Origin of the sequence: Occultella kanbiaonis (assembly GCF_009708215.1) — a bacterium.
Lineage (GTDB): Bacteria > Actinomycetota > Actinomycetes > Actinomycetales > Beutenbergiaceae > Occultella > Occultella kanbiaonis.
The window spans coordinates 4,366,457-4,389,794 of sequence record NZ_CP046175.1 but is presented as its reverse complement, the minus strand read 5'-3'; the positions used below and the strand labels follow the sequence as shown (position 1 = coordinate 4,389,794).

At 71.0% G+C, this 23,338-nt stretch carries 18 protein-coding genes; 7 read left to right on the top strand and 11 right to left on the bottom strand.

Annotation, left to right across the window (positions count from 1 at the left end; translation table 11 throughout):
* Positions 1-16 precede the first annotated feature (16 nt).
* Both GKS42_RS20150 and fdhD read right to left on the bottom strand, forming a co-directional pair.
* The gene (locus GKS42_RS20150; protein WP_154795449.1) at positions 17-1,885 is read right to left on the bottom strand and encodes an ABC transporter ATP-binding protein; all 1,869 of its coding nucleotides are present in this window, start codon (positions 1,883-1,885) and stop codon (positions 17-19) included.
* 80 nt (positions 1,886-1,965) lie between these two features.
* A complete protein-coding gene (gene fdhD, locus GKS42_RS20145) occupies positions 1,966-2,832 on the bottom strand; it encodes a formate dehydrogenase accessory sulfurtransferase FdhD (protein WP_154795448.1) in 867 nt (288 codons plus the stop codon).
* Between the two features lie 107 nt (positions 2,833-2,939).
* Between fdhD and GKS42_RS20140 the strand changes: the two genes are divergently transcribed.
* A complete protein-coding gene (locus tag GKS42_RS20140) occupies positions 2,940-5,399 on the top strand; it encodes an FdhF/YdeP family oxidoreductase (RefSeq protein ID WP_154795447.1) in 2,460 nt (819 codons plus the stop codon).
* Here the strand turns inward: GKS42_RS20140 and GKS42_RS20135 are convergent, their stop codons facing one another.
* Positions 5,400-6,461, bottom strand: a complete 1,062-nt coding sequence (locus GKS42_RS20135; RefSeq protein ID WP_154795446.1) for a YeiH family protein — start codon at positions 6,459-6,461, stop codon at positions 5,400-5,402. It abuts the gene before it with no gap.
* 94 nt (positions 6,462-6,555) lie between these two features.
* On the opposite strand from GKS42_RS20135, the gene GKS42_RS20130 reads away from it, so the two are divergent.
* Positions 6,556-7,455: a LysR substrate-binding domain-containing protein gene (locus GKS42_RS20130; RefSeq protein ID WP_154795445.1), complete on the top strand. Its 900-nt coding sequence runs from the start codon at positions 6,556-6,558 to the stop codon at positions 7,453-7,455.
* Positions 7,456-7,518: 63 nt separating this feature from the next.
* On the opposite strand, the gene GKS42_RS20125 is transcribed toward GKS42_RS20130, so the two are convergent.
* Positions 7,519-8,031, bottom strand: coding sequence for an acyltransferase (locus GKS42_RS20125; protein WP_210769224.1), 513 nt, complete (start codon positions 8,029-8,031; stop codon positions 7,519-7,521).
* Between the two features lie 152 nt (positions 8,032-8,183).
* Between GKS42_RS20125 and GKS42_RS20120 the strand changes: the two genes are divergently transcribed.
* From GKS42_RS20120 to GKS42_RS20110, 3 genes are all read left to right on the top strand, one after another.
* Positions 8,184-8,768 (top strand): ArsR/SmtB family transcription factor, encoded by a 585-nt coding sequence (locus GKS42_RS20120; protein WP_154795444.1) that lies wholly within the window; start codon positions 8,184-8,186, stop codon positions 8,766-8,768.
* Positions 8,765-10,048 (top strand): MFS transporter, encoded by a 1,284-nt coding sequence (locus tag GKS42_RS20115; protein ID WP_154795443.1) that lies wholly within the window; start codon positions 8,765-8,767, stop codon positions 10,046-10,048. The genes GKS42_RS20120 and GKS42_RS20115 overlap by 4 nt, the downstream gene beginning before the upstream one ends.
* Positions 10,049-10,369: 321 nt before the next feature.
* Complete coding sequence (locus tag GKS42_RS20110; protein ID WP_232847765.1) at positions 10,370-11,554, top strand: MFS transporter; 1,185 nt, start codon at positions 10,370-10,372, stop codon at positions 11,552-11,554.
* A gap of 39 nt (positions 11,555-11,593) precedes the next feature.
* Here GKS42_RS20110 and GKS42_RS20105 read toward each other — a convergent pair whose 3' ends face one another.
* Both GKS42_RS20105 and GKS42_RS20100 read right to left on the bottom strand, forming a co-directional pair.
* Entirely contained in the window at positions 11,594-12,427 is an 834-nt protein-coding gene (locus GKS42_RS20105; protein WP_154795441.1) for a DUF6630 family protein, read from the bottom strand.
* Positions 12,428-12,445: 18 nt separating this feature from the next.
* The gene (locus tag GKS42_RS20100; RefSeq protein ID WP_154795440.1) at positions 12,446-14,116 is read right to left on the bottom strand and encodes an ABC-F family ATP-binding cassette domain-containing protein; all 1,671 of its coding nucleotides are present in this window, start codon (positions 14,114-14,116) and stop codon (positions 12,446-12,448) included.
* 148 nt (positions 14,117-14,264) lie between these two features.
* Between GKS42_RS20100 and GKS42_RS20095 the strand changes: the two genes are divergently transcribed.
* A complete protein-coding gene (locus tag GKS42_RS20095; protein WP_154795439.1) occupies positions 14,265-15,164 on the top strand; it encodes a glycosyltransferase family 2 protein in 900 nt (299 codons plus the stop codon).
* A 109-nt stretch (positions 15,165-15,273) separates the two neighbouring features.
* Here GKS42_RS20095 and GKS42_RS20090 read toward each other — a convergent pair whose 3' ends face one another.
* From GKS42_RS20090 to GKS42_RS20070, 5 genes are all read right to left on the bottom strand, one after another.
* Positions 15,274-15,702: a type II toxin-antitoxin system VapC family toxin gene (locus GKS42_RS20090; RefSeq protein WP_154795438.1), complete on the bottom strand. Its 429-nt coding sequence runs from the start codon at positions 15,700-15,702 to the stop codon at positions 15,274-15,276.
* Positions 15,699-15,938 carry a CopG family transcriptional regulator gene (locus GKS42_RS20085; protein ID WP_154795437.1) on the bottom strand — a complete coding sequence of 80 codons (240 nt, stop codon included), beginning with the start codon at positions 15,936-15,938 and terminating at the stop codon, positions 15,699-15,701. The genes GKS42_RS20090 and GKS42_RS20085 overlap by 4 nt, the downstream gene beginning before the upstream one ends.
* 37 nt (positions 15,939-15,975) lie before the next feature.
* The gene (locus GKS42_RS20080; RefSeq protein ID WP_154795436.1) at positions 15,976-17,028 is read right to left on the bottom strand and encodes a glutathione S-transferase family protein; all 1,053 of its coding nucleotides are present in this window, start codon (positions 17,026-17,028) and stop codon (positions 15,976-15,978) included.
* A 74-nt stretch (positions 17,029-17,102) separates the two neighbouring features.
* Positions 17,103-18,167, bottom strand: coding sequence for a LacI family DNA-binding transcriptional regulator (locus GKS42_RS20075; protein ID WP_154795435.1), 1,065 nt, complete (start codon positions 18,165-18,167; stop codon positions 17,103-17,105).
* A 59-nt stretch (positions 18,168-18,226) separates the two neighbouring features.
* Positions 18,227-21,706 (bottom strand): hypothetical protein, encoded by a 3,480-nt coding sequence (locus GKS42_RS20070; protein WP_154795434.1) that lies wholly within the window; start codon positions 21,704-21,706, stop codon positions 18,227-18,229.
* A gap of 155 nt (positions 21,707-21,861) precedes the next feature.
* On the opposite strand from GKS42_RS20070, the gene GKS42_RS20065 reads away from it, so the two are divergent.
* Positions 21,862-23,265: a family 20 glycosylhydrolase gene (locus GKS42_RS20065; RefSeq protein ID WP_154795433.1), complete on the top strand. Its 1,404-nt coding sequence runs from the start codon at positions 21,862-21,864 to the stop codon at positions 23,263-23,265.
* Positions 23,266-23,338: the final 73 nt, after the last annotated feature.

Below are 23,338 nucleotides of genomic sequence, written 5' to 3'. Positions count from 1 at the left end.
GCGCCCTGCCGCGGCCTCAGGTCTGATCGGCGTTGAGGTAGGCGGCGGCCTGGAGCTTGAACAGCTCCGAGTACTGTCCACCAGCGGCCATGAGTTCGTCGTGGGTGCCGTGCTCCACCACGCTGCCGGCCTCCATGACGTAGATCCGATCCGCACTGCGCACCGTCGAGAACCGGTGTGAGATGAACAGTGCCGTTCGACCCTCAAGGGTGTGCCTAAGACTGGCGAACAGGTCGTACTCGGCGCGTGGGTCGAGAGCGGCCGATGGCTCGTCCAGGATCACGAAAGGCGCGTCCCGGTAGTAGCCCCGCGCGATCGCCACCCGCTGCCACTGACCGCCGGAGAGGTCACGGCCGCCCGCGAACAGACGCGAGAGCGGAGTCGCGTAGCCGTCCGGCAGGGATTCGATCGCCCCGGCAGCACCCGCGGCCTGCGCCGATGCGCGCAATCGGTCCGGATCCTGCGGGCGGGACACATCACCGATCGCGATGTTGTCCTCGGCGCTGAGCGCGTATCGCACGAAGTCCTGGAAGATGACCGCGATACGGCTGCGCACGCTGGCGAGGGACCAGGCTCGGATGTCGGTCCCGTCCCACCGAACGGCGCCCTCGTCCGGTGCGTACAGGCCGGCGAGGATCTTCGCGAGGGTGGTCTTGCCGGACCCGTTCTCGCCGACGATGGCTACCACCTCGCCCGCCCGCAGTTCCACGGTGGCGCCGCGGACAGCGGGCTGGTCCGAGCCAGGGTAGGTGAAGTGGACCTCGTCCGCGGCCACGATGCCGAAGCCGGTGGGCGCCTCGGGGCCTTGCGAGTCCTCCTTGGCCGGCTCTGCGAGCCGGAGGAAGCCCTGGAGGTCCTCGAGGAACAGGCCCGACTCGAAGATCCGCTGGACCCCGGCGAAGAGGGCCTGGACCTGGCTCGCGAGCATCCGGATCGCGACGATGGCGGCACCCGCGCCGGCGACCGTGACCTGGCCGTCGAGGATCAGCCACACCAGCGTGGCGAGCGTGAGAACCAGCACGATGGCGCTGCCCAGGTTCCCGACGGCGGAGAGGGTTGCGCGGCGGCGCAGGTGGGTGCCGAGTGCGCCCAGGTACGTCGCGTAGGCGGCGTCGAACCGGTCGTGGAGCCAGTCTGCGAGGTGGAAGGCGCGAATCTCCTTGGCCTCGTCGCGCCCGGTCTGGACGAGCGTCAGGTACTGACGCATCCGCAGCACCGGGGTCTGGGCCACCGAGAAGTCGAACTCCAGCCGACTCTCGCGGCGGCTGGTCAGCAGGACCGGTAGCCCACCGACCAACAGGAGCGGCAGCAGGAGCGGGCTGATGCTCACGAGCGCCGCGCCCACGCCGATGCTGGCGGCGAGGGCGCCGCCCATGGCGATCAGGCCCTGGGTCACCTGGTACGGGCGGGAGAGCGCGTTCGACTGGACCCGCTGGAGGCGATTGAAGAAGTCGGGCGACTCGAAGCTGCTGAGTCCGACCCCGGTCGAGACATCGAGCACCTGATCCCACATCGATCGGGCGACGAGTTCCCCGAGCATCCGCTGCATGTGCCCCTGGACGGCGCCGATGATGGATGTCACCGCCGTCAGCCCCGCCAACAGCAGTACTGGCGTCCATAGCGACGCGGTCGCACCGGCTGCCTCATCCAGTTCGAGGATGGCGGTGAGTACGGCTTGCACCGAGAGCACCTGACCGGCCAGCGCGAGCGCCGCGGCGACCTGGAGGACGAGCAGCCCGACGAACAGCCCGCGCCCGGATGCCCAGACGAGACGGACGCTCTGGCGGATGAGGACGGACAGCCGGCCCAGTGACTTGCGTTGGGAGCGCGCCTGGGCACGCAGCGTCACGGGGTCGACGTAGTCGTCACCCTCGGCAGCCGCCATGCACGTTCTCCTCGCCGTCTGGACCGGCTCTCATTGAATCAACAGAAGCAGCAGCCCGTGCCCGGTATCGGGCCCAAGATTCACGCGGAGGATGCCTGGCCGTCTGGCCCCGTCGACGTGAGGATCCGTTCGGGGTGGCTGTACACGTTCAGACGGTCCGTCCGCGAGAAGCCGATCAGCGTCAAGCCCGCCTCCTCGGCAAGGTCAACAGCCAGCGACGAGGGTGCGCTGACCGCGGCGAGCATCGGGATGCCGGCCATCTGCGCCTTCTGAACCAATTCGAACGAGGCCCGGCCGGAGACCTGGAGGACGGTGCCGGACAGTGGCAGTCGACCCTCGCGCCAGGCCCACCCGACAACCTTGTCCACGGCGTTGTGGCGGCCCACGTCCTCCCTCACGCACAGGAGCTCACCTGTGGCGTCGAAGAGTCCCGCGGCATGGGTACCGCCGGTCCTGCCGAACATGGTCTGCTCAGCGCGCAGGCGGTCAGGAAGGTCTAGCAGGACCGTCAGGTCGAACAAGGCGGACGGCCGCGGCATGGACCCGTCGAACTGCGGCGTGCGGCTGAGTGCCTCGATGGAGCTTGTCCCGCAGATGCCGCACGAGGACGAGGTGTACACCCGGCGTTCGGCCGTGACGGACGGGCCGGGCACGCCAGGCGCGAGCGTGACGTCCACGATGTTGTAGGTGGCCTCACCGCCGGCCGCCACTCCGGGTCCGTACCCGATCCTGGTCACGTGATCCGGGCGGTGCAGCACGCCCTCGGAGACGAGGAAGCCGGCAGCCAGGTCGAAGTCGTGGCCGGGGGTGCGCATCGTCACGGTCAGCGACCGCCCGTCCACCCGCAGCTCCATCGGCTCCTCGCCGGCGAGCGTGTCCGTGTGGACGCGTTCGGTACCGTCCGCGAGCAACGTCCGCACCCGCGAGCGACTGGTCGCCCGGGTCATCGTCGCCTCCACCCTGCTGCGGTCACGAGGCCCACGGTACGCCGCGCCTGCACCGGCAGCCGTCATCCGTCGTCGCTACGATCGGAGGACATCCCTGAGGAGGACCGATGGCGAAGGCGCCGCGCACGGGCATCGACGAGAGCCAGTTGCGGGTAGGCCCGCCGAAACGCACATCTGTCGGTGTCCCGGGCATCGCGCACGCGATGTCGGTGGCCTTGGACCAGATGGGACCGGTGCGCTCAGCGCAGACCCTGTTGCGCGTCAATCAGACGGACGGTTTCGACTGCCCCGGCTGCGCGTGGCCGGAGAAGAAGGAGCGGCACACCGCCGAGTTCTGCGAGAACGGGGCCAAGGCAGTCGCCGAGGAAGCCACGAAGCGGCGTGTCCCGCCGTCGTTCTTCGTCGAGCACTCCGTCGCGGACCTGCGCACCAAGGATGACTACTGGCTCGGGCAGCAGGGCCGCCTCGCGCACCCGATGATCCTCGACGCCGGCGCCACGCACTACCGGCCGATCTCGTGGGACGAGGCGTTCGACGAGGTCGTGGCCGAACTGCGGGCCTGCGACCCGGACGAGGCGATCTTCTACACGTCTGGCCGCACTTCCAACGAGGCCGCTTTCCTCTATCAGTTGATGGTGCGCGGTTACGGCACGAACAACCTGCCGGACTGCTCGAACATGTGTCACGAGTCCTCCGGTTCGGCCCTTGGCGAGACGATCGGGATCGGCAAAGGGTCGGTGTCGCTCGAGGACGTGGAGAACGCGTCCCTGTTGATCATCGCTGGGCAGAACCCCGGCACCAACCACCCTCGGATGCTCAGTTCACTGGAGCAGGCCAAGCGAAACGGCGCCGTGATCGTCGCGGTCAACCCGCTGCCCGAAGCAGGCCTGCTCGGTTTCCACAATCCGCAGACGGCGCTCGGGTTGACCAAGGGGATCGAACTCGCCGACGACTTCCTGCAGATCCGTCTCGGCGGGGACCAGGCGCTGTTCCAGGCGCTCGGCAAGTTGCTCCTCGAGGCGGAGGCGCAGGGGCGTGCGACAGCAGGCCGCGACACCGTGCTCGATCACGAGTTCCTGCGTAGCTCGGTGAACGGGTTCGAGGCGTACGCAGCGCACGTCGGCGCGCTGGATTGGGCGGAGGTGTCGACCGCCACTGGCCTGACCCGCGCGCAGATCGAGTGCTTGGGGGAGCGGCTGCTCGCCTCACCCGCGACCGTGGTCTGCTGGGCGATGGGGCTGACCCAGCACCGGCACTCGGTGGCGATGCTGCGCGACATCGTGAACGTGCTGCTGCTGCAGGGCAACATCGGCCGCCCCGGTGCTGGCGTGTGCCCCGTGCGCGGGCACTCGAACGTGCAGGGTGACCGGACGATGGGAATCTTCGAGCGGATGCCCGCCGCCTTCCATGATGCGTTGGACACGGAGTTCGACTTCGCCTCCCCGCGCGAGCCGGGTGCGGACACCGTGGCCGCGATCGAGGCGATGCGGGACGGGAACGCCAAGGTGTTCCTGGCCATGGGTGGCAACTTCGTCAGGGCCACGCCCGACTCGGCCGTGACGGAGGAGGCCATGTCCCGGATGCGGCTGACCGTCCAGATATCCACGAAGCTGAACAGGTCGCACGCAGTCACCGGCCGACGCGCGCTCATCCTTCCCGCCCTTGGGCGCACCGACCGGGACACCCAGGCCGGCGGCGACCAACGGGTCACCGTGGAGGACTCGATGTCCATGGTGCACGCCTCCCAGGGCCGGTTGGAGCCGCCGAGCCGACACGTCCTGTCCGAGGTCTCGATCATCTCCAGGTTGGCGCAGCGGTTGTTCGCTCGGCCAGATCGTGCGGACGGCGACGGCGGGCGCACCGACTCCGGTTCCACCGAAGCCGACGGCGCCGCAGCCGGTCCCGTGGGCGGTGCCGCGGCGGATGCGTGGCGCCCGGGAACTGGTGCCACCACGAGCGTCGGTGGCAGCTCGGCCAGCCACACGCCCCCACGGGTGGACTGGGCCGGGCTCGAGGGCGACTACCGGCTCATTCGCCGCCACATCGAGGCCGTCGTGCCCGGCTTCACCGATTACGAGTCCCGGATCGACGAACCGGGTGGGTTCGCCCTGCCCCATCCGCCGCGCGACTCGCGCACGTTCGCGACGCCGTCGGGCCGTGCCGAGATGACGGCGAATGCCCTCGACTATCCGCGGGTGCCCCCTGGTCGGCTGATCCTGCAGACGATCCGCTCACACGACCAGTTCAACACCACGATCTACGGCAAGGACGACCGGTATCGGGGTGTGCATGGCGGCCGTCGGGTGGTCTTCGTGCACACGGACGATCTGGCCGAGGCCGGCGTTGCTGACGGCGACATGGTCGACCTGATCTCGGAGTTCGAAGGTGTCGAGCGGCGCGCGCAGGCATTCCGGGCGATCGCCTATCCGACGGCCCTTGGCTGCGCGGCGGCGTACTTCCCGGAGACGAACGTGCTGGTGCCGTTGGGCTCCTACGCGGAGACCTCCCGGACCCCGACGTCGAAGTCGGTGATCATCCGCATCGAGCCGGCCGTCGACGGGTCCTGATCAGGTCAGCGTGCCGAGGAGTCCCTGCAACCCGAGGCTCGTGCCCATCACGATCAGCCACAGCAGGCCGCCGAGGAGCAGGGGAGTGGCACCGGCTCGGCGCAGGGCGGGAAGGTCGGTACCCAGACCTATCGCCGCGAGCGCCATGGTGATCAGGAAGGCCGCCACGGAAGCGATCGGCGGCTGGGCCGCGGCGGGGATCAGACCGAGCCCGTTCACGGCGGCAACCGCGAGGAAGCCGACCAGGAACCACGGCACCAAGCGCCACAACCGGGGCGATGTGGCGCCACCTGGTTCGGCAGGATCCGCGGCCAGCCGGTCGCGCCGGCTGACCAGCGCCGCCAGCACGGCGACGATCGGGATGATCGCGAGGGTCCGGGTCAGTTTGACCACCACGGCGGTGTCGGCAGCGCCGTCGCCGAAACTGGTCGCGGCGGCCACCACCGAGGACATGTCGTTCACGGCGGTGCCGGCGAGCAGCCCGAAGCCTTCAGGGCTCATCCCGAGGAGGTGGCCGAGCGGCGGGAGGGCCAGCACTGCCGCGATGTTGAACACGAACACCGTGGACAGTGCGTAGGTCACCTTCGTTCCCGCCGGCCGCAGCACCGGGGTGACGGCGGCGATCGCCGACGCACCGCAGATCGCGGTGCCGACCCCGATCAGGGTCCGCAGGTCCGAGTCCACCCGCAGCGCCCGGCCGAGGAGCGCGGCACCGGCGAGCGCGGCGACGAGCGTGCCGATCATCACCGGCAGGCCGCTCGCGCCCACCTCCAGCACCTGCCGGATCGAGAGTTGCGCGCCGAGCAGCACCACCGCACACTGCAGCAGCAGCCGGCTCGCCGTGGCCAGCCCCGGCCCGATCGCTGGGTGGTGGGCGACCTTCGGCGCGCACACCCCCACCAGCGCGCCCACCAGCACCGCGAAGACGGGGCCACCGATCAGCGGCAGCACGTGCCCGAGGGCGGTCGCCACCGTGGCGATCAACGCCACCAGAAGTAGACCAGGGAGGCGGGAGCGGTGCCAACGAACGGTCTGCGCCGTCGGCGTGGGGGAGCGGAGCACCGATCCAGCGTGACGCCACCGGCGGCCGGGCGGTACCTAGCAGTTCAGGAGATATCCATAGGCATAGGCTATGGGGAGACAAGGAGGGCCGGACATGCCCACCACACTGCCCACCGATCTCAGCCTCGACGCCCTGCGCCTGCTCGTGCTGGTCGCCGACCATGGCAGCATCTCCGCGGCGGCGCGCGCCGAGCAGATCTCGCAACCCTCGGCGAGCAACCGGATCAAGCAGCTCGAGCGCCGCCTCGGCCTGGAGCTCCTGGACCGGCGCAGCCGCGGCGCCGAACTGACCGAGCACGGCCGGATGGTCACCGGCTGGGCGCGCGCCGTCGTCGAGGCCGCGGGCGTGCTCGTCACCGGGGCGCGGGCGCTGGCCGCCGAGAACGAGGGCGACGTGGCGATCGCGGCCAGCCAGACCGTCGCCGAGTACCTGGTGCCGATCTGGCTGGCGCGGTTCCGCGCCCTGGACCCCGACGCACGGGTGCGACTGCGGGTCGCGAACTCCCGAGATGTGATCGCCGCGCTCCGGGGGAGGGAGATCGACCTCGGCTTCGTGGAGGGCCCGACGGTGCCGACCGATCTGGTCCGGCGCCGGGTCGGTGCCGACCGGCTGCTGCTGGTGGTCGCCCCCGGCCACCCGCTGACGCGGCGGCGCCGGCCGGTGGGCGCCGAGGAACTGGCGCAGCTGCGGCTGGCCTCCCGCGAGGCGGGGTCCGGCACCCGGGACGCACTCGGGTGGGCCCTCGGTCGCGAACTCGAACCCGGCGTCGAGCTCGACTCCAACGCCGCGGTCAAGGTGATGGTCGCTTCCGGGGCCTATCCCGCCGTGATCAGCGAACTGGCGGTGGCAGCGGAACTGCGGGATGGGCGCCTGGTCTCGGTTCCGGTAGAAGGTGTCGATCTGAGCCGTCGGCTGCATGCGGTCTGGCGGTCGGGCGCCCGCCTCGGCCAACTCGCGAGTGACCTTCTTCGCGTGGCACTTGGATCGCGCTGAGCAGGCAGGCGATGGTCGCGCATGAACGAAGTGTTCCGATCGAATCGAACGCTTCGAGCATGGTCACTCGACAGGCAGGTCCTTCAGTCTTCGTGCCGGAACCCCGGCGTAAAGGCCGTCCGGCTCGCAATCGGACGAAACCACGGCGCCCGCGGCGATCACACAGCCGTTCCCGATTCTCACGCCGGGAAGGATCAGGGCGCGAGTCCCGATCCAGACGCCATCCCCGACAACGATCGGATCGGCAATGAGCTGGCCCGCACGCCGTGTAGTCGGTCCCAGCTCGTGTGACTGCGTCACGAAGGAGACGTCCATCGCAATGTTGCACCGGGTGCCGATAGTGATTGAGCCGAAGGTATTGAACTTCACGCGGTAGTTGACGAATGTGCCCCTGCCAATGGTCAGGTTCCGGCTCCCCACCCACACGTTCGGCTGGATTCGTGACGGTGCCACGTTCGCGCCGAACGCCCGGTAGACCAACCAACGTAGATCCAGTGGAATCAAGACCGAACTCGCAACTGTGTTGAACAGCAGGTCTCGCCCAAGCTTTGGCCAGGTGCGGTCGAGGAGTCCCATGGCAGCAGGGTAACTACGCCTCGCGCAGGCGTACACGGTTTCGAGGCGACCTGGGCCCGCCCCTGGCAGGCTGCGTCGGCCGTCTACCGCCGACAGAGGAGGACCTGAAAGAACTCTTGCGAAAGAAGTCTTTCGAGACTACAGTCGTCGACATGAAGATCGAGGACCCGCGCGCCATGCGCGCACTGGCGCACCCGTTGCGCTTCGCGCTGCTCGAACGGCTCGCCATCGAGGGCGAGGCGACCGCGACGGAACTCGCCGCGCTCACCGACTCGACGCCGTCGAACTGTTCCTTCCACCTGCGCACCCTGGCCGAGTTCGGCTACATCGAACGCGTGCCCGGGCACACCGGTCGGGACCGTCCGTGGCGGGTGGTCGACATCGAGCAGAGCTGGGACGACGACGGTCCCGATGAGGAGTCCACCGCCGCGGTGCGTGCCCTCGGGGCGACGTTCCTGGAGTGGGAGACCACTCGGATCAAGGCGGCGCAGCACGTCCCGCCGCCCGAGCGCTGGCAGGGCAACCTCTTCCAGTCCGGCGCCACCCTCTACGTGACGCCCGAGGAGGCCCGGGCGATCGGTGACGAGATCGGCGAGATCGTCATGCGCTACGTGCCCCGCTGGAAGAACCCCGAGACGCGCCCCGAGGGCGGCGAGCTGGTCCGCGTGTTCGCCACGAGCTACCTGGTGCCCGAGCCCGGGCAGCAGTCCGAGACCGCCGATGGAGCCCAGTCATGAAGGACGTCCTGCGCATCGCCACGTTCCGCCGGCTCCTCGGGGCCTGGACCATCGGCAACCTTGCCGACAGTGCCCTCTTCCTCACCCTTGCGATCTGGGCGAAGGACCTCTCCGGCAGTTCCGGAGCGGCCGCGCTGGTGTTCCTGGCCCTTGGCCTCCCGGCTCTCACCGCACCCCTGCTCGGGCTGCTCGCCGACCGGGCCCGACGGCGGTCGCTGCTGATCGCAGCCAATCTCGCCGCCGCCGTGGTCGCCGCCTCCCTCGTGCTCGTCGACGGCGCATCGGACCTCTGGATCATCTACGCCGTCGCGTTCGCCTACGGGGCGCTCGGGATCCTGAACGGTTCGGCCCAGTCCGGGCTGCTGCGCGATCTGCTCCCGGACGAGCACCTGGACAACGCGAACGCGCTGCTGTCCACGATCGACCAGGGGCTGCGGATCATCACCCCGGCTATCGGCGCTGGTCTGTACGTGCTCTGGGGCGGCGGTGCGCTCGGGCTGGGCGTGGCCGCGATCCTGGTTCTGACCGCGCTGGCTCTGCTCACGGTGCACGTCGTCGAGTCCGCACCGGAGTCGGCCGAGGAACGGTCCGGGTTCTGGGCCGAGGCGGCGGGCGGGTTCCGGCACGTCGCGAGCATCCCGCTGCTCGCTCGGATCGTGATCGTCACGGCCATCGCGTTCGGGGTGCTCGGCGTGTTCGAGAGTGCCCTGTTCGAGGTGGTAGAGAAGGGCCTCGGCATGGAGGCCGCGTTCTTCGGGGTCTTGATGAGCATCCAGGGTGCGGCCGCGATCGTTGGCGGCCTGACCTCGGCGACGGCGTTGCGCCGGCTCGGACCGGCCCGCACCGTGGGCGTCGCCCTGCTCGGGCTCGGCGTCGCGGCCTTCGGCCTCGCCGCGGACCTGCTGCCGATCCCGCTGCTCCCGGTGTCCGTGGTGGCGATCGCCATCTCCGGGATCAGCGTGCCGTGGCTGGTCGTCGCCCTCATCACCACCCGGCAACGGCTCACCCCGCCCCGGCTGCAGGGCCGCACCGCGGCCGCGACGAACCTGGCGATGTCGCTGCCGCAACTGGCCTCGATCGCGGCCGGCGCCGCGCTCATCACCGTGGTGGACTATCGCCTCGTGATGGTCACCGCGGGCGTGGTCCTGCTCGGTTGCGCCGCGGTGCTCGTGATCGGGCGGACGCCGACCCCCGACGCGGCCGAGGAGACCGCGGACGAGACCCCGGGCGCCGCACCCGATCCGACCGGGCCCGGTGAGCTACCCGGGCTCGCGGCGTAGGATCGCTCCGGATCCCGTCCCCGATCAGGAGTTCACCCGATGTGCTATCCCGTTCCCTGTGCCAGCTGCCACAAGACCACCTGGGCCGGGTGTGGTGACCACGTCGACGAGGCGCTGAACGGGGTGCCCGACGACCAGCGGTGCACCTGCCCGCGCACCTGAGAATTTCCCTTCCACGGTCAGTGCGCCTCGGGGTACGGTGAATCGATGCGATACCCCGCCGCGCAGCCGTAACTCACCGTCCGGACCCTGACGTTCCGGGCGGTCGCCTTCCTGGCCACCCGGGAGGCCATCCCGTTCTACGCCGTCTACGCCCTCGCGATGTCCGACGGCGGACTGTCGGCCGCGCAGATCTCCTCGCTGTTCGTGGTGTGGTCGCTGACGTCGTTCGTGGCTGAGGTGCCCTCGGGTGCGTGGGCGGACACCGTCGATCGTCGGCGCCTGCTGGTGCTCAGCGGGCTGCTCTACGCGGTCGCGTTCGGCATGTGGCTGGCCTGGCCCGCGTACCCGGGCTACCTGATCGGCTTCGTTTGCTGGGGTGTGTCGTCGGCTCTCATGTCCGGCACCTTCGAGGCGTTGCTGTACGACCACCTGAACTCCGCCGGCGCCGCCCATCGGTACGCCGCGATCAAGGGCCGGGCGCAGACCGCGGCCCTGCTCGCAACCCTCGCCGCGATGGCGGTCGCGGGGCTACTCGTCAGCCTCGGCGGTTACGCCTTGGTGGGGGCGGTGAGCGTTGCGATGGCACTGGCGCACACCGCCGTGGCAGCGACGCTGCCCGCGTCCCGGGCAGCGGCCCCGGCGCCCGCGGGCGACCACGTGCCGGCGGCCCGCGACGACCACCGCACGGGCGAGCGCGCACGCGAGAGGCAGCAACCGCCGTCGGACACCGGGGCGCTCGGCGAGTATCTGGCGATGCTCAGGTCCGGGATCGGCGAAGCCGTCCGAGTTCCGCGGGTCCGCCGGGTCGCGGTGGTCGCCGCCGCGATGCTGGGTCTGACCGCCTACGACGAGTACTTCCCGCTGGTGCTCGCCGAACACGGCTTCACCGCGGAACGGATCCCCGTGCTGCTCGCGGTCATCGTGGCCGGGCAGGCGCTCGGCACCGCGCTCGCCGGCCGGACCACCGGGTGGAGCCAGCGCCGGATCGCGTGGCTGTACGGCACCGGAGCGGTCCTCATCGGCGCTGGGGCGCTGGCCGGCTCGCCGGCGGGGTTCGTGGCGATCGCGCTCGGGTACGGGGCGGTCAACAACGCGTTCCTCATCGGTGAGGCACGGCTTCAGGAGAGCATCTCCGGAGCGGCACGGGCGACCGTGACCTCGGTGAGCGGCCTCGGGGCCGAGGTCTTCTCACTGGCGGTCTTCGCGTTCGTGGCCCTCGGGTCGACCTGGTGGTCGATCGTCACGGTCCTCGCCCTGCTGACGGTGCCGAGCCTGGCGACGGCGGTGCTCGCCAGTCGCTGGTTGCCGCGGCATCGACCGGCTTCCGTCCCGTCCGCCGACTGAGCGGCGTCCGCGCGGGGAGGTTCGGGGCTGCGTAGGATGTCAGTGGATCAGGAACAGCTCGACGTCCCCGGTGGCGACCTCCAGCACCCAGGCCCAGCCGTCCGGCCGCCACTGCGGCCCGGGTGGTGGGCCGTACGCACGCAGCGTGCCGCGGCCGTGAGGAGCGGGTACGAACTCGTACTCGGCGTCGAGGTGACGTGCGTACAGGCCCGGCCGTCGGGCCTGCGGCGCTGCCCAGGCAACCGCCGGCGCGGCCTCGACCGGTGGCTGCTCGGGCTCGGCCACCGGGCCCGCAGCCCTCGGCGGCGTGGGTGGCACGATGGCCGCGGAGCCCAACGATGCGACACTTCCGAGGGTGTATCCGTCGCCCTCGGTGCCGTCGAGGATGCCGAACGCCGCGGCCGTGACGGGCACGAAGTGATACGTGTCCGAGTCGGTGTCGATCATGAGCAGCCGCAGCCCGGCCGCCCGCAACTGGGCGTCGATGTCGCTCAGGAGCGCGGGCACATACACCCCTGCCTTGATGCCCGCCGCGAGTTCGCTGATCACGCGGTCCTCGGTGCCGGAGTCCCAGACCGGGGGTGTCAGCCCGAGGTGGCGGCACGCCGTGTCGACGAAGTAGCGGACCTGCCCCGGATCGTCCTCACCCGACCAGTCGCACCAGCCGATCGTCACCGGGTACGGCGCCTGCCCCACGCCCAGCAACAGCATGATGGGGGACGGCGCGTCGTCGGAGAAGTCGTCGGCGAGGTCCGGGTACTGCCCGCCGAACTGCTCCGGTCCCACCCGCGCCAGGTGCGCGCTCGCCTCGGCGAGTATCCGCCGACCCTGCTCGTTCAGCGCGACGGCCGCCAACGTGTCGACGTCTGCCACAGGCACGATCTTGGCAGGTCAGTCGAGTTCGGTGAGCCGCCCGGCGTCCAACTGCCAGCGCCGGGTGGCTCGCACCTCGGCAAGCATCCGACGGTCGTGGGTGACCAGCAGCACCGTTCCCGCGAACGACTCCACGGCCTGTTCGAGCTGCTCGATGGCGGGCAGGTCCAGGTGGTTCGTCGGTTCGTCTAGGACCAGGAGGTTCACGCCGCGGGCCTGCAGGAGGGCGAGGGCAGCTCGGGTGCGCTCGCCGGGGGACAGGGATGCTGCCGGGCGGCGCACGTGCTCCCCGCCGAGTCCGAACTTCGCCAGCAGGGTGCGCACGTCCGCCTCGGCCCAGTCCGGGACCAGGCGCCCGAACAGCACCGGCACCGAGTCGGGCTCGTCGAACAGGGCCCGGGCCTGGTCCACCTCACCGATCTCGACCCCGGACCCAAGGGCCGCGCGCCCGGAGTCGGGCGCGATCCGCCCGAGCAACAGGCCGAGCAGCGTGGTCTTGCCGGAACCGTTCGCCCCGGTGATCACGATCCGGTCGCCCGCGTCGACCTGCGCGGTCACGGGCCCGAGGGTGAAGCCGCCGCGGCGGACCACGGCGGCGTCCAGGGTGGCGACCACGGACCCCGATCGCGATGCCGCGGCGATGGACATCTGCAGCTGCCATTCCTTGCGCGGTTCCTCGACCACGTCCAGTCGCTCGATCGCGCGCTCGGTCTGGCTCACCTTCGCGGCCTGCTTCTCCGACCGGGAGACCGCCGCGTGGATGATGTGCTTGTCGTTGTCCTTGGCCTTCTTCCGGGCGTTCCGCACCCCCTTGTCCACCCAGGTCTTCTGGGTCTGCGCGCGCGAGCGGAGTGTGCCGAGGGTGTCCGCGTACTCCTCGTACGCCTCACGCGCTCGCGCCCGGGCCACCTCCCGCTCGGCAAGGTAGGCGTCGTAGCCGCCGTCGAAGACGTTCACCTGACGCTGGGCCAGGTCCAGTTCGACGATCCCGGTCACGGTCCGGGCGAGGAACTCGCGGTCGTGGGAGACGATCACCATCGGTGCCCGCGAGCCACGCACGAACTGCTCCAGGCGCTCGAGCCCGGCCAGGTCCAGGTCGTTCGTCGGCTCGTCGAGCAGCAGCACGTCGTAACGCTGCAGCAGCAACGCGGCGAGGCCCACCCGGGCCGCCTCACCGCCCGAGAGCGAGATCATCGGCGCGTCGAGCGCGACCGTCAGCCCGATGTCGGCCGCGATGCCCGGCACCCGCTCGTCCAGGTCGGCCCCGCCCAGGCCGAGCCACCGCTCCAGGGCGAGGCTGTACGCCTCGGCCGCTGCGCCGTCGTCGGGGCGCTCCGCCATGGCATGAGCCACCGCGTCCATCGCCGACCCGGCCCGGTCCACACCGGTGCGCCGGCGCAGGAACGCCAGGATGTCCTCACCCGGCAGCCGCTCGGGCTCCTGGGCGAGGTAGCCGACGGTCGCCTGCGGGGGAGCGAGCACGGTACGCCCGGTCAGCTCCGCCCCGCCGCCGCTCGCGGGGTCCTCCGAGCGCGCCGCGAGCGCGGCCAGCAGCGTCGACTTCCCGGCCCCGTTCGCGCCGACCAGACCCCAGACATCCCCTGGTGCGATCGTGAACGTGAGGTCGGTGAACAGTTCGCGGGCGCCGTGGGCAGCGCCGAACCCGATCACCTGGAGCGTGGCAGACATGATGGTCAGGGTATGCGGACGTGACGGTTGCGGCCGAACGGATATCCGCCGGTGGCCACCCGACTCGTCGTTCCCGCCGTCTGTGCTCGCTGCGTTCCTATACTGACGAGCGACCGACTCGCGCAGTCGCCGACCCGATGGAGGCACGATGCTCGACTGTGTGCTGCTCGTGGTCTCCTACCGAAGCGCACAGGACGTCACGGCCCTGCTTGCCACGGTGCCACCCGCCGTCGGCGAGCTCTCCTGGCGCGCCGTCGTCGTGAACAACGACCCTGCCGACGACCTGAGTGCCGTGGCCGCGCTGCCCGGGGTGGAGGTCGTCGAGTCCGAAGCCAACCTCGGATATGCCGGTGGAATCAACGTCGGGCTGGCGGCAGCGCCGCCGTCGCGGTTCACGATATTCCTGAATCCCGACCTGCGCCTGATGCCCGACTCGATCGTCACGATGGCCAGGGCCGCGGAGGAGCGGCACGCCGTTGCCCCGCGGATCGTCGACGACGCCGGCGAGACTGCGCCCTCGCTCCGGAGGGAGCCCGCGGTCCTCGGCTCGCTCGGTGACGCGCTCTTCGGTGATCGGTGGCCGAACCGACCAGGGTGGCTCAGCGAGATGATCCGGGAGCCTGCCGCCTACGAGCGTCGAATGAAGGTTGACTGGGCGACCGGTGCGGCCCTGCTCGTCCCGACGAGCGTGGCGCGCGAGGTGGGACCCTGGGACGCGGACCGGTTCTTCCTCTACTCCGAGGAGACCGATTACTGCCGCCGGCTACGCGCCGCCGGGTCGCAGGTGCGGTTCACCCCGGACGCCACCGTGAGTCACCGAGGCGGCGGGTCCGGGACCTCGGACGCACTGTACGCATTGCTGGAGGTGAACCGGGTGCGCTACTTCCGGAAGTGGCATCGTGCCCCCGCGGGTGCGGCGTTCGCGGCGGTCACGGCGCTGCACAGCCTGCTCCGCGCCTCCCGGAGTCGGAACCGGCTAGCGCTTCGTGCGTTGCTCTCGGCCTCGGTGCGCGGGGAGTTGCCGGGAGGCACCCGGCAGGGCCTGTAGGGATCGTCGGGCGCGCGTCGGCCAGGTTGCCCGCAAGCGAGGAGCAGGCCGACGAGCCACCCATCGGCTCGTGCTCGTGGTGCGGACGTGCTTCGGTGTCTGGGCGGCGTCACTGACGGCCGGGGTTGATCCAGTGGAGGCCTTTGAAGCGGGCGAAGTCGCTGTCGAAGGAGCAGATGCCGGTTCCGTGCTCGATGGCGAGCGCCGCGAGGTGGGCGTCGGTGACGAGGTTCCCGCGCAGGTCGCCGTCGATGAGAAGCGAGCCGAGGATGTCTCGGTGGCGGGCGCCCGGTGTCGGTACCCAGGTCTGGTCGGCGTCCAGCCAGTCGGTGATGTAGCTCCAGGCCTCAGCCGTGGCGAGGGGGCTCGCCGAGACACGGGGGTGGGTGATGATGCGCTGGAATGCCGTCAGCGACACCCACGGCAGCCCGACGCGTTCGACGCCGTTCATCGCCTCGTCCAGCCAGGTCCGTGCTGTGGTGTGGAAGTGCGACTGGTCGTCGACGGCGTAGAGCAGGACGTTGGCGTCGACGATCAACTGGCGTCCTCGGCGTCGTACTGATCGAGCAGTTCGAGTGCGGCGGCGACATCGGTGACGTCGACCTTCAGCCCGACGCTCGCCGTCCGCTGTCGGAAGCGGGTCACTTTCTCCCCACGCGTGAGACCCGCGCGGGCAAGCTCGTTCACGGCCTCCCCGAGCCCGATGTGACGTTCCTTGCGGAGCCGCTCGGCCGCCGCTGCGACCTCTGGGTCGAGCTTCACCGTCGTCCTCATGCCCCTAGGCTAGCACCACGGATGCAGGGGCTGCGCATCAGTGATGCTTGCTCGATCGGCGGCCGCCCGGCAGGGCCGTCGCGTCCGCCGGGACCTTCTCACCAGGCCGCGGGTGAGGCGGCGGGGTGCCGTCCCCGAACGGCCGGCCACCGAGCTGCTCGCGATGGTGTGGGGTGAGCCAGTTCGCCAGGTCCGGACCCTTGGGCACGATCCGGCTCGGGTTCACGTCCGAGTGCACCACGTAGTAGTGCTCCTTGATCTGGGCGAAGTCGATGGTGTCGCCGAACCCTGGGGTCTGGAACAGGTCCCGGGCGTAGGCCCACAGCACCGGCATCTCGCTGAGCTTGGACCGGTTCGTCTTGAAGTGACCGTGGTAGACGGGGTCGAACCGTGCCAGCGTGGTGAACAGCCGCACGTCCGCCTCGGTGATCGTGTCACCGACCAGGTAGCGCTGGCCGGCGAGCCGCTCGCTGAGCCAGTCCAGCCGCGCGAACAGGCGGTCGAAGGCGAACTCGTAGGCGCGCTGCGACCCGGCGAACCCGCACCGGTAGACGCCGTTGTTCACGTCCTTGTAGACGAGCCCGGCGACCTCGTCGATCTCCCCGCGCAGCCGCTCCGGGTAGAGCTCGGGCGCACCGTCACGGTGGAACGCGGTCCACTCGGTGGACAGATCAAGGGTCATCTGCGCGAAGTCGTTCGTGACCACCGCGCCGGTGGGGACGTCCACGATCGCCGGGACCGTGATCCCACGGGGGTAGTCGGGGGTGCGCTTGAAGTACGCCTCCTGCAGTCGCTCGATGCCGAGCACCGGGTCCACCCCGCCGGGGTCCAGGTCGAACGTCCACGACCGGGCGTCGTGGGTGGGCCCGCACATCCCCATCGACAGGGCGTCCTCGAGGCCGAGCAGGCGGCGCACGATGATCGCCCGGTTCGCCCACGGGCAGGCCCGGGCCACCACGAGCCGGTACCGCCCGGCCTCGACCGGATAGCCGTCGCGGCCGTCGGCGGTGATGCGGGTCTCGATGTAGGTGGTGTCGCGCGTGTACTCCTGGCCGGGCAGCACGTAGGAGCCCTGCTGGTCCTCACTCATGCCCCTCACTTTAGGTGCCGCAGCGACGGTCCTGCCGTGCGGCGGTGAGCAGGGTTCTGGCCGCCGGTGCCCCCTCAGTCGCGGGTGGTGGACCGGATCCGCAGGTCGGGAGAGAGCTCGATCCTGGACCAGGCGCCGGGAGTGCTCGCGCGGAGCCGCGACATCACGCGGTCCAGGCACAGCCGTGCGCCCGAGTACCCGACCTCGCGGCGCGGTGGGGCGACCGCCGTCAACGGTGTCGCGCAGAGGGCGGCGACCTCGTCGTCGTAGGCGACCACGGCGAGGTCGCCCGGGACCCGCAGCCGCGCGTCCTCGGCGGCGTCCACCAGCCCGATGGCGACCTCGTCGGGGATCACCACCACGCCGTCGACGGTGCCGGCACGGCACCGGTCGACCACGCCCTGCAGGGCTTCCTGCAACGCAGCCGCGGGGGCCTGTGCCGGCGGCAGCACGAGCACCTCCGGCTGCAGCCCGGCTGCTGCCAGCGCCCGGGTGACACCGGCGCCGACCAGTGGTGCGGTCGTGCTGGATCGGGCCGCCACGAGAACCCGCGTGCACCCGGTCGCGAGCAGGTGCTCGGCCGCGAGCACGCCGCCGACCTCGTGGTCGCACCGGACCGTGTCCAGCGTCCCGTGCCAGCGCGAGTGGTCCAGGCTCCGTTCCAGCACCACGACCGCCGGTGCTGCGGTTGCGAGGAGCTCGTAGGTGGCAGGGTCGTCGGCCGCGTGGACCGTGGGCGTGACCAGGAGGCCGTCCACGCGCCGTGAGAGCAGACGCGTGATCTGCTCACGCTCACGGACCGCCGAGTAGTCCGAGACGGCCAGGATCAGGCGCGCGCCCGCGGCACCGAGGGCGGCGCGTGCACCTCGGATCACGTCCGGGAAGTAGTAGGTCGCCGACGGGACGACCATCCCGATCGTGGCGACCGGGGCACTGGACCGTGACATCTCGTCGGCCGCACCCGCCGCGACCGCGCCGCCGTGCACCCGGTGCAGGAGCCCGGCGCGCTCAAGATCGACGAGATCGCGCCGGATCGTCATCCCCGAGGCGCCGACATCCATCGCGAACCCCTCGGTGTGCACGGTGCCGTGGATGCGCAACTCGCGCAGGAGGCGAGCGCGACGATCGGCTGGGAGCATGCGCACATTCTGCGCCTGCGGTGCCAGGCGGCGCTTCCGCGTGATCTGCGAGTTCGACCTCAGTGGACTCTCACGGTGAGCGGCGCCGATTCGGTTGAGCCGGCATGGTTGATCCACTCGACGCGGTAGGTGTAGGTGCCGGGCGTTAGCGAGTCCGCACGGTAGGTCATGCGCTGGTGCGCCGGTGTCGCCGCGACCAACTCACCCTCCGCCACCACCTCGGAGCCCTGGTAGAGCCGATAGTCGGTGGCGTTCGTGCCCCTCCAGAGGTCGGCCGTCACCGTGAAGGACCCGTTCTGATCCCAGTTGTCGTGGCTGAGCACGGGTGTGCCGGGCGCCGCATGCGTGACGGTCACAGTCAGCGGTGCCGTGGTCGTCCGCCCGGCGCTGTTGACGAGCTCCGCGGTGTAGCTGTAACTGCCGTCGGTGCGTCCGGCGATCGGGAACGCGACCCGCTGGGCGGCGGGGGTGCCGGGCTGTACACGCTGGGACGCGATGAGTGTGCCGTTCTCGTACAGGTGCACCCGGCTGGCGTTGCTGCCCCACCACAGGTTCATCGTGATCGTGTAATCGCCGTCATGCAGACCGGTGTCCCAGCCGTTGTCACTGCTCAGGACGCCGGCGGCGGGGGGTTGGGTCGCGCCGTCGTCCGCCGCGGCGGGGAAGCCGTTCTCGACCGCACCGAGGTCGGCGAGGTCGACGACGCGGCCGTCGAGCAGGAGGTCGCCGTCGATGATCTCGGACGTCAGCGGTCCGGCGCTCGAGGTGGCTAGCACGATCCCGAAGTCGGCAGCGGTGCCGGTGCGGGTCAGCCGGAGCGTGTGGTCGATCACCTGCACCGTCAGTCCGTCGCGGTCAGGGACGAAGCCGGACAGCGTGGCTCCGTCGGTGCTGGTGAACGTGAACAGCGGTTCGTGCGGTGCGCCCTCGGGGAAGGTGGCGATCGTGACCGAGTCCTCCGGCCGCAACTGCCAGTCCCAGTCGTGGGACGTCGCGTCGCCGAACGTGTCATGGATCGCGACGATCGCATCCGCCGCACCGCCCGGGGCGAGGTCGACGACCTGCTCCCGCTCCGCCGTCGTGACCTCGAAGTTGGCCGCCCCGTCGAGGTGGACGTACCCGCCGCCCTGGCCGTCGAAGGACCGGGACTCGAGGCTGACGCCCTCGCCGCGCACGGTCTCGTACTGGTTCGCGTAGGGCTCCAGCTCGCCGTCCACGAGCGGCTTGCTCCACAGCAGCGGGTCCTGGACCTTGCCGCCCTGCAGCGCCCACGTGCTGTCGTCGCCGATCCACGACAGCGCGAACGTCTCGGCCGCCGACCAGCCCTTGTGCTGCACGTTGCGGTTCGACGTCGAGATCAGGGTGTCGCCGGCATCGGCGTAGTCGGAGCGGAAGGCGTAGAAGCCGGCTTCGTCGTCGAGCAGCGCCGTGCGCGCTGCCTCGGCTGTCAGGTCCGCCGGGTCGTCGCTGACGCCCTCCGGGTAGTACAGCACTGCGAACATGCTGTGCACGTCGTCGAAACGCGGGTCGGCGGCATCGACACCCTGCAGCTCGTCGTACAGGTGCACCAGCCCCGGCAGCGCCTCGGCCGGAGCGGTGGGGAACAGCAGCGGGAAGGTGCCGCTGACCTGGTTGTTCGGGCCGGACACCCCGAACTGGACGACGTCGCCGGCGGTCCGTGAGGAGACCGCGTGCAGCGCGAGGTTCCAGAAATCCACCGCCGCCAACGGGGCCTCGAGCGCGAGCACGCCGGCGTCGCGGGTCATGAACAGCGACGGGAACAGGTACAGCTGGGCGTAGTGGAAGTAGTCCCAGCCCTCCTGTGTCCAGCCGGTCGCGGTGTAGCCGTCCTGCAGGTGCCGCGCCAGCTGGTTGATCAGGTAGGTGATCCGTTCGTCGTGGGTCCCGAAGTCGCCGTCGCCACGGGCGGCCAGCAGCAGCGCCAGCTCGGTGCCGCTCGTGACGGCGACCCAGTTGGACGCGCGGTCGGCGCCGTCGAGGGTGTCGTGGTGGTAGGTCGAGAGCAGGTCGGTGGTCCTGGTCATGAGGTCGCGGACGTCGGCGCGCTGCTCCTCGGTCCAGCCGGCGTAGGCGAGATCGTAGGCGGGGGCCAGATTGAGGGCGCCGCGCCCGAGCTCGAGCCCCATGTTCGTCTCCCGCGCGACGATCCAGTCCGCCCCCGCCATGACGGCGTCGTAGGCCAGTTGCGCGTAGTCCTGGTCGCCGGTGACGGCGTAGGCGAACGCCGCGTCCCGGGCCCGGTAGAGCTCGGTGGCCGAGCCCGGGTAGGCCGCACCGGTGCCGTCGAGGCGGGCGGTCAAGGCGTCCCAAGCGCCGCTGACGGTCGGCGCATCGGCGGCGAGATCGGACCGGATGCGCGTGAGCGTGTCGGGATCGACCAGCGTCCGCGGGTGCTGCTCGGAGCCGACCACGGCGCGAGCGAGTTCGACCCCACCCGAGCGCAGCACGACGTCCTCGCCGGGCTCGCCGGCGGGCGCCTCGGTGCTGCCCTGGTATCCCGTGACCGGCACCGGCGCGGCGTCGCCGACCTGGACGGTCAGGTCGGCGGTGGCCTCGCCGTCGCCGACCGCCCAGCTCACGTGCGTCCCCTCGCCCTGCTGCAGAGCCGTGACGAGGCTGAGGACGGTGCGGTCGGCGAACGTGGCCGGCGTCGTGGTCGTCGCCGGCGGGCCGGTCTCCAGCACCGAGCCGTCGGCGCCGAGTGCCTGCACGAGATAGCCGTAGGTGGTGTCCGGCGCGGCGGTGGCGTCTGCGGTCGTCGGTGCGAGCGCGCTCTTGAGGAAGGTGTCCGCGGACGCGACCGGGGGCGCGGACCCCTCGGTGCGGTAGATCGCGTAACGGTCGGCCTCGACGTCGTGGTCGAAGCTCCACGTCAGCTCGACGGGCCCGCGTGCGGTCGGCGATGCCGTCAGGGCGCCGCCGCCGACGGTCTCGGAGATGCTGAGGTCGGCGAACCACACGGTGCCGCCGGCGCGGTCGAGCATCGGCTCGATGGAGATCCGGGCGGCGTCCTCGGGAAGCACGATGTCGGTCGAGTAGGTGCGCCAGTCGAAGGTGCCCGTCACGTAGGGTCCCGCCCTGACTGGGACCACAGCTTGCCCGGCAGCGTTGTAGGCCTGGATCCGGAGCATGCTGAAGCCGCCGGTCAGCCCGTCGCCGCGCACCCAGCCGGTGAGCGTCAGCTCGCGACCGGTCGTGGCATCAATGTCGATCCGCTGGGTCAGCGCGAGCCGGGCGTTGGCGCCGGAGACCGAGGTGAGCGCCACCGCCGGGCCACCGGACGGGCCGGCGGACTCCTCGACCGTCACGGTCGCGGTACCCGCGGGAGCCCAGGTGCCCCACCCGGTGGGGATCCCGTTGGCGCCGACCTCGGCGAAGGTCGGGTTGGTGATGACAGGCACCGCGGCAGCGTGGGCGGGGGACGCTGCGACCGCCGTCGCTGTGGTGCTGATCAGAGTGGCGGCGAGCACGCCGCCCAGGACGGAGCGCACACGCGAACGCAGGGACCTCGACCTCACCACGGACCTCCTTGCCGGTGACAGGCTGGCCCCCCACGGTGACAGGTCGCCCACACGCAGCGCACGGATCTGCACAGAACTGAACATCACTGACGGTGCAACGCGTGCTAGTAGCGTGGTACCGATCCCCCACACGTTCCGCCAAGGAGTTCCGCGTGAGCCTGCTGCTCGTCCCGGCCCCCACCCACCTCGAGACCCGCCCCGGTGACGGGTTCGTCTTCACCGAGAACACGGCGCTGGTCGCGCCGCCGGGGGTGGCCCGGTACGCCGCGCGGCTGCTCGGCCTCGGCCTGGACGCCGACGGCGATGCCTCCGACACCGTCGAGCTCACCCTGGGTGCGCAGCCCGGTGAGGCGTACACGCTCACGGTCGACGCCGACCGGATCCACATCGACGGCAGCACCGCCGGGCTGGTCCGCGGGCTGGCCACGCTGGTCCAGCTGCGCGCGCTCGCCGCCGACGGCGCCGTCCCGGCGCTGCGGATCGAGGACGCCCCCCGGTTCGCCCGCCGCGGGCTCATGATCGACGTGGTCCGGCACTTCTTCGGGGTGCCGGCGCTGCGCCGGGTCATCGATCTGATGGCCGCCTACAAGCTGAACGTCCTGCACCTGCACCTCACCGACGACCAGGGCTGGCGCTTCGAGTCCGCGAGCCGCCCCGAGCTGACCGAGCAGTCCAGCGCCACCGCCGTCGGCGGCGCGCCCGGTGGGCACCTGAGCGCCGCCGACCTGGCCGGCCTCACCGAGTACGCGGCCCAGCGTGGCATCGAGGTGGTCGGTGAGATCGACCTGCCCGGCCACACGAACGCCGCCCTGCACGCCGTCCCCGAGCTCAACGCCGGCGGCGCGGCGACCGAGGTCTACACGGGCACCGACGTCGGCTTCTCCCAGCTCACCCTCGCCCTGCCGGCCACCACCGGCTTCCTGACCGACGTGATCGGCGACCTCGCGGCGCTCACCCCGGGCCCGTACCTGCACATCGGCGGCGACGAGGTGCACACCATGGAGGCCGCCGAGTACGTCGAGTTCATCGAGGCCGCGGCGGCGCTGACCGCCGCCGCCGGCAAGACCCCGATCGTCTGGGGCGAGGGCGCCGCGGCGGACCTGCCCGAGGGCACGCTGGTGCAGCTGTGGGACACGAACTCCGACCCGGCGCCGATCGCGGCCGCGGCACAGCGTGGCGTCGGCGTCATCCTGAGCCCGGCCAAGCACGTGTACCTGGACATGAAGTACCACGACGACTACCCGCTCGGCCTGGACTGGGCCGGCACCGTGGGCGTGCGGGACAGTTACGACTGGGACCCGGAGCAGTACCTGCCCGGCGTGGACCCGGCCGCGATCGTGGGCGTCGAGGCCGCTCTGTGGACCGAGACGATCGTCACCGAGGCGGACCTGTTCACCATGCTGCTGCCGCGGCTGGCCGCCGTTGCCGAGGTGGCCTGGTCCGCCCAGTCCGACCGGGACTGGGAGACGTTCGCGCCGCGCCTGGCCGCCCACGAGCCGTTCTGGGGTGCCGCCGGGTACCCGCACGAGGCGAACGTGCTCGCGCCGGTCGGCTGATGCGCCGTCCCCGGTGGGGGGTGACCCACCGGGGGAGCGCAGCCGGCCCGCGCGAGCGAGCGGACGCCGTCGG